Origin of the sequence: Pseudoalteromonas sp. SG43-1, assembly GCF_014164415.1 — a bacterium.
In the GTDB taxonomy this organism is placed as follows: Bacteria; Pseudomonadota; Gammaproteobacteria; order Enterobacterales; family Alteromonadaceae; genus Pseudoalteromonas; species Pseudoalteromonas distincta.
Genome location: NZ_JACJFD010000040.1, coordinates 21022 through 27021 on the forward strand (window position 1 = coordinate 21022; position 6000 = coordinate 27021).

Annotated in this window: 7 protein-coding genes; 5 read left to right on the forward strand and 2 right to left on the reverse strand. The window is 37.2% G+C overall.

The features are described from left to right. Window positions 1-23: 23 nt before the first annotated feature. The 3 genes from H5159_RS19630 to H5159_RS19640 are packed head-to-tail and all read left to right on the forward strand — an operon-like array spanning window position 24 to window position 1814. Entirely contained in the window at window positions 24-647 is a 624-nt protein-coding gene (locus tag H5159_RS19630; protein ID WP_002962054.1) for a thiol:disulfide interchange protein DsbA/DsbL, read from the forward strand. Window positions 648-663: 16 nt separating this feature from the next. Next, complete coding sequence (locus H5159_RS19635) at window positions 664-1302, forward strand: thiol:disulfide interchange protein DsbA/DsbL (protein WP_002962055.1); 639 nt, start codon at window positions 664-666, stop codon at window positions 1300-1302. 59 nt (window positions 1303-1361) lie between these two features. Further along, on the forward strand, window positions 1362-1814 hold the full coding sequence (locus tag H5159_RS19640; protein ID WP_002962057.1) for a DUF523 domain-containing protein: 453 nt from the start codon (window positions 1362-1364) through the stop codon (window positions 1812-1814). A 10-nt stretch (window positions 1815-1824) separates the two neighbouring features. Here H5159_RS19640 and trmA read toward each other — a convergent pair whose 3' ends face one another. Further along, entirely contained in the window at window positions 1825-2922 is a 1098-nt protein-coding gene (gene trmA / locus H5159_RS19645; protein ID WP_154904185.1) for a tRNA (uridine(54)-C5)-methyltransferase TrmA, read from the reverse strand. A 162-nt stretch (window positions 2923-3084) separates the two neighbouring features. On the opposite strand from trmA, the gene H5159_RS19650 reads away from it, so the two are divergent. After that, entirely contained in the window at window positions 3085-4224 is a 1140-nt protein-coding gene (locus H5159_RS19650) for a DUF5610 domain-containing protein (RefSeq protein ID WP_182780884.1), read from the forward strand. 65 nt (window positions 4225-4289) lie between these two features. Beyond that, window positions 4290-5090, forward strand: a complete 801-nt coding sequence (murI, locus tag H5159_RS19655) for a glutamate racemase (protein ID WP_182712936.1) — start codon at window positions 4290-4292, stop codon at window positions 5088-5090. On the opposite strand, the gene H5159_RS19660 is transcribed toward murI, so the two are convergent. Continuing rightward, window positions 5053-5532: an RNA-binding protein gene (locus H5159_RS19660; RefSeq protein WP_024596401.1), complete on the reverse strand. Its 480-nt coding sequence runs from the start codon at window positions 5530-5532 to the stop codon at window positions 5053-5055. The genes murI and H5159_RS19660 overlap by 38 nt on opposite strands. Window positions 5533-6000: the final 468 nt, after the last annotated feature.

The following is a 6000-nucleotide window of genomic DNA, read 5'->3' on the forward strand; positions in this document are numbered from 1 at the left end:
AAGACAAGTACAACGAGATACAAATGCTTAAAAAATTAAAACTGAGTTTATTACTTTTATGTTTACCATTTGCAGCACTTGCTGCACAGTTTGAAGTTGATAATCAATACACTGTTATAGATGTAGACAAAAGCAAGTCACCGCAAGTAACTGAGTTTTTCTCATTTTACTGTCCACATTGCTTTAAGTTTGAACCAGTAGCAAAAGCAATTGAAAAAGGCTTGCCAGAAGGCGCTGAGTTTATTAAAAACCACGTTAACTTTTTAGGTGGCGTGTCACCACAAGCACAAAGTAATTTAAGCTTTGCTTACTTAATTGCTAAGCAGCATGGTCAGGCGCAAAGTATTAGCGATCAAATTTTTAAAAGTATCCATGTTCAACGTGCACCATTAACTGAAATGAAAGACGTTAAAAAATTACTTGAAGTAAATGGTATTGATAGCGCAACATTTGATCAAGAGATTGCAAGCATGCCTGTTATTTCAGCTGAGCAAGCAATGCAAAACAAACAGAATAAATATTCAAAATTAGGCGCACTTACAGGTGTACCTACTTTTATTGTTAACGATAAATATAAAATAAACCTCAACACCATCAAAAATCAAAAAGAACTTGATGAGTTAGTAGCGTTTTTATTAGCACTATAAATTTCGGAGCATAATAATGATTAAATTAGTTAAAGCAGGTTTGCTTGCAATATTACTTCCTATGGCAGCAACAAGCTTTGCAGCAACGTATGAAGAAGGCGTGCATTACGACGTAGTTTCTGAGCGTGCAACTAAAAAGCCAGAGGTTAAAGAGTTCTTCTCATTTTACTGCCCTGCATGTAATAACATGGAAGCACTAATTGGTGAGTTTAAGCCTAAGCTTGATAAAAACGTTAAATTTAAAAAGAGCCATGTTGATTTTGTAGGTGTACGTGACCCAGAAAACCAACAGATGATGAGCCAAGCACTGGCGACAGCTGAAGTGCTTCCACAAAAAGATCAGATTATTTCTGCAATCTTTAATCATATCCATACAAAGCGCGCTAAATTTAATGAGCTTGCAGATGTAAAAGATATATTTGTAGCGCAGGGCGTTGATGGTGATAAGTTTGATAAGCTGTTTAAAAGCTTCTCGGTACGTACGCTGAGCTCTAAAATGAAACGCGACCAAGACTACTTTAAAGAAAAAGGCGCACTACGTGGCGTACCTACCTTTATTGTAAATGGTAAGTACAAATTAAACCTAGGTCGTGAGTCGGGTATTACTAAACCTGAAGACATTAGCAAATTAATAAATTACTTAGCTAACAAGTAAGTTTAGCTAAAACAAAAAAAGCTCCTTAAGGAGCTTTTTTGCTTTATAAGGATATAGCGATGGAAAAAATATTAGTATCGAGTTGTTTGCTAGGGCAGCCTGTTCGCTACGATGGCAGAGGACACGCAATTTTGCATCCACAGCTTAATTTGTGGCAAAAACAAAATAGATTAATTGTGTTTTGTCCTGAGGTCGCTGGTGGGCTTCCTACGCCTAGAGCTCCTGCTGAAATAATACAGGGGAGTGTAGTTACTAATTTAGGAGAAGATGTAACAGAACAGTTTCAAACTGGAGCTAATATAGCGCTAGAACTCTGTAAAAAGAATCAAGTTCGTTTTGCTCTACTTAAAGAATCGAGCCCTTCTTGCGGACGAAATACAATATATGATGGAAAGCATCACGGAGTAAAAATCGAAGGGCTAGGCTTAACTACAGCATTATTAATAAAAAATGGTATTCAAGTATTTAGTGAAGAGCAAATACCAGCACTTATAAAAGTACTGGCACTTTAATTTTGGCTGGTTATTTGCGCTGTAAGAAAACGCCCGACTCAATGTGATGCGTATAAGGGAACTGATCAAATATAGCAAAGCGCTTAACGTTATGCGTACGTGTTAAGTGATCAAGGTCACGCTCAAGAGTTTCAGGATTACAGGATATATAAATTATGCTTTCGTAGTTAGCCACTAAGTCACACGTTAATTCATCCATGCCCGCGCGTGGTGGATCAACTAATATGGTTTGGCAGTCATAGCTTTTTAAATCAATACCATCTAAACGAGAGAAAGTACGCTCGCCATTCATTGCTTGAGTAAACTCTTCACTAGACATACGAATAATATCTAAGTTCTCTACGTTGTTTTTAGCAATGTTGTATTGAGCAGAGTGAACAGATGATTTTGATATTTCCGTCGCTAATACTTTATTAAAACAGCCCGCTAATGCAATTGAAAAGTTACCGTTACCACAATACAATTCTAGTAAATCATTTTTAAGTGGTTTACATAAATCTTGTGCCCACTCCAGCATATTAATATTTACTTTTGCATTAGGCTGAGTAAAGCTATTTTCTACTTGTTGATAAATAAGCTCTTGCCCATTAACTGTTAAACGTTCAGTTACAAAGTCATCACCTAGTACTTCTTTTTGTTTGCGAGCACGACCTATAAAGTCAATTTTGTATTTACTGCTAAGCTTTTCTTTCAGTGCTTTAATTTCACTTAACCATTCATCATCCAGTGGTTTGTGATAAAGCAAGCTTACTAAAATTTCACCGCTTAGCGTTGATAGGTAATCGATTTGAAATAACTTACGGCGTAATATTTCACAAGGCTTAAGATTTTCAATCATCACCTGCATTATTTCACCTACTAGAGGCGCTGCTGGGTCAAATGTATCAACACGGATTTTTTCTTTTGTTTGTTGATCAAACATAATGTGAAACAGATCATCACCGTCGTGCCATACTCTAAATTCAGCACGTTGGCGGTAGTTAGTTGGCTCTGAGCTAAATACTTCTAATTGCTCCACACCAAAACGTTGAAACTGCGTACTAATTCGCTGCTCTTTTTCACTTAACTGCGCTTGGTACTGTGTGGTATCTATTTTAATAACTGCCATTAACGCTACTACCTTATCTAAGATCTGTTTATCGGCGCTATTGTAGGGAGCGCTGCGTATTTGTCTAGTTTTGGCTAGCATTTATGCTGTTTTATTGAACATTGTACTTTAGTTTTTGTTGTTATAGCCGATAATAAACTACGCACGCTTAGGAGACGAATCATGAAAATAGGTAATTATGGCTTTACGCCAAACAACAACATCAATAAATTCAATAATAAAGCTGATATACAGCAACCTACAATTACGTCTCCTCAAGATAGCTATCAACAACGAGGCCGAGAGTTGGCCGCAAAGGTGCTTGGCGATAAAATGGCTGAGCAGCTTGGATTACCTATCGCAGAAAAAAAAGCAGATAAACCACTATTTGATTTTGATGAAATAGTAAAAAACGTACTCGATTTTGTAAGTAGTGCTGTAAATAAAGCAAAAGCTAACGGCGCTGATGACGAAAAGCTCAAAGATATGCTAGGCGATGCGCGCAAAGGAGTCCAAATAGGGATTGATGACGCTGTTGATGAACTCAAAGGTACAGGCGTATTTAATGATGACATGGAAGAGGGCATTAATAAGTCCAAAGAGGGAATTTACAATGGGCTGGATAAGTTTGAAGAGTCGTTATTTAACCCACAACCTGCCAGCGTAAATATAAGCCAGGCCCAATACGTCAGTATGACGAGTAATGCAGAGTATAAATTTACTACAGCAGAAGGCGATGAGGTAAGTATTAGCTTTGCTGATGCATTTGAATCTCAATCGGCAAGTGGCTATCAGCAAAATAGTAATAGTGAGTCGTTTGCAAGCTCATCATCGCAATCTCGACAGGTATCATTTTCGATGTCGGTAAATGGTGACTTAAACGAGCAAGAGCAAGAAGCTATTAATGCGATGATGGAAGACTTACAAGATTTAAGTAAAACCTTTTTTGGTGGTGATTTAGATGAAGCATTTGAACAAGCGCAAGAGCTGAGTTTAGACAGCGATCAGCTGGTGGCTTTTTCTATGGATTTACGCCAAACAAAAACAATAGCAACAGTTAAAAGCTATGAAGAATATAAACCAGCACCAGAAAAACAAGTAGCAGAGGGTTTAGTCCCTTTTAATGACGACCTTAAAAATGCTTTTGAAAAAGCGGGTGAGCTTGGATTACAAAATCAGCTAGCTGGCATTCTCCAATGGTTAAATCAAGATCAGGAACAAATAGATAAGTTAGTAGATTATACAAAGTCTATGTTCGAAAACCTTAATCAGTTAAATTCAGCAGCCGACAGGCTTACTGATTTAGAAGCCACGCAAAGTTAAACTACTTTCTTTTATAAAAACCTCATGGCAAACTGCCGATCTTAAAGTAAAGTAGGAACGGTAGTTTGTCAGCGCATATAATGGTCTTTGATTCAGGTATTGGTGGAACTACTGTACTTGAACATATCAAGCAAAGTATCCCCAATGCTCAGTACAGCTATTTTATGGATAATGCATTACTACCTTATGGTGCTCAATCCCAACAAACTATAATTAACCGATTATGTTCACTTATTCATTTCATCAAAGCCAACACGCTTAACGTCGATTTAATTGTAATAGCGTGTAATACAGCTTCTACATCTGCACTCAGCGCTGTTCGCCAAATTACGGATATTCCTATTGTAGGTGTTGTGCCAGCAATAAAGCCTGCGGCAGAATTAACACGCTCAAATCATATTGGCTTGTTAGCCACGCCGGCAACGGTCGCCAGTTCATACACAAAAACATTAATTGCTGAACATGCACGTAATGTAATCGTTAACCTTTATAGCAGTGTTGAATTAGTAACGTTAGCTGAGGAATGCTTTTTTACAGGCTTTTTAGATACAAATAAGTTGTATCAAGTACTCGATGAACTACATATAGATAAAACTATAGATGTACTTGTACTAGGGTGTACGCACTTTCCGATATTAGCAGGGCCGATTAGTCAGTACTTTGAAGGGAATGTAAAATTACTTGATTCAGGTGTAGCGATAGCAAATAGAGTCAACTTCCTACTTAACCAACTTAACTTATGTATGGATAAACAAACAGACATAAAAAAGCCGCTGCAATATTATGCAACGGCTGATGTGTTTAGCAATAAGCTAGCGGTAAAGCTAGTTACACTGACTGATCCGTCTCAGTACGTAGAGCATTAGAATCATCTTCTTGTTTTTGTTTTGCTTCACGTACCTTTAAAGTACGTTGTTGGAACTCGCTATCGTTCAAGTTAGCAATTGCATTGTCTGCATCAGCTTGCGCCATTTCAACAAAACCAAAGCCACGACGTTTGCCAGTATTCTTATCCTTTAATAAACGAACATTGAATACTTTGCCTTGTTCTTCAAATAATGCACGAACCACACCTTCGTTTGCACGATAAGGAAGGTTACCAACATAAAGCGTTTTTGTTTTAACTTCAGCTTCTTCAGTCACATCAGATGATATTGCAGCAATAGCAATCGCACCAATTAATAAACCAGCACCAAATAGTAATGCAGGGTTTAAAGCTAAGCCGCCTAAAGCAAACTCAACAACAACAAAACCAACTACAGCAAGAATAACAGAGAAGATAAAAGATTTTTGATCGGGTAATTTCATTTTAGATCTACCAATAAACAGGAAATAAACATTAATTTAACATTGTGAACTTGCTATCTTAACGCCTAAATCAAACATAGCAATGATATTTGTATTAAATAATAAATAAGAGCATAAAAAAGCATCATCTTAGAGGGGTTTTCATGTGGTTTTACGTGGTTTTGTTCTATTTTTGTTCGAACAGTAAAAAGATCTAAAAAAAGGGTTGATCTGTTTTCGGATCTCCCTATAATGCGACCCCACTGAGACGGGAAACGCCAACGCATAGCGAGGCACGAACTACTCAGAGAGTTAAATAAAACTTCGGTTTTAAATCTTCCAAAAGAAAATTTAAAACAAAGTATTGACTCGAAAAATAAAGGGTGTATTATTCGCATCCCTTGAGACGCTAAAGCGACTCAAAACGTTCTTTAACAATATAAAGCAATCATCTGTGTGGGCACTCGTACAGATTGAGTTCTAACAGCC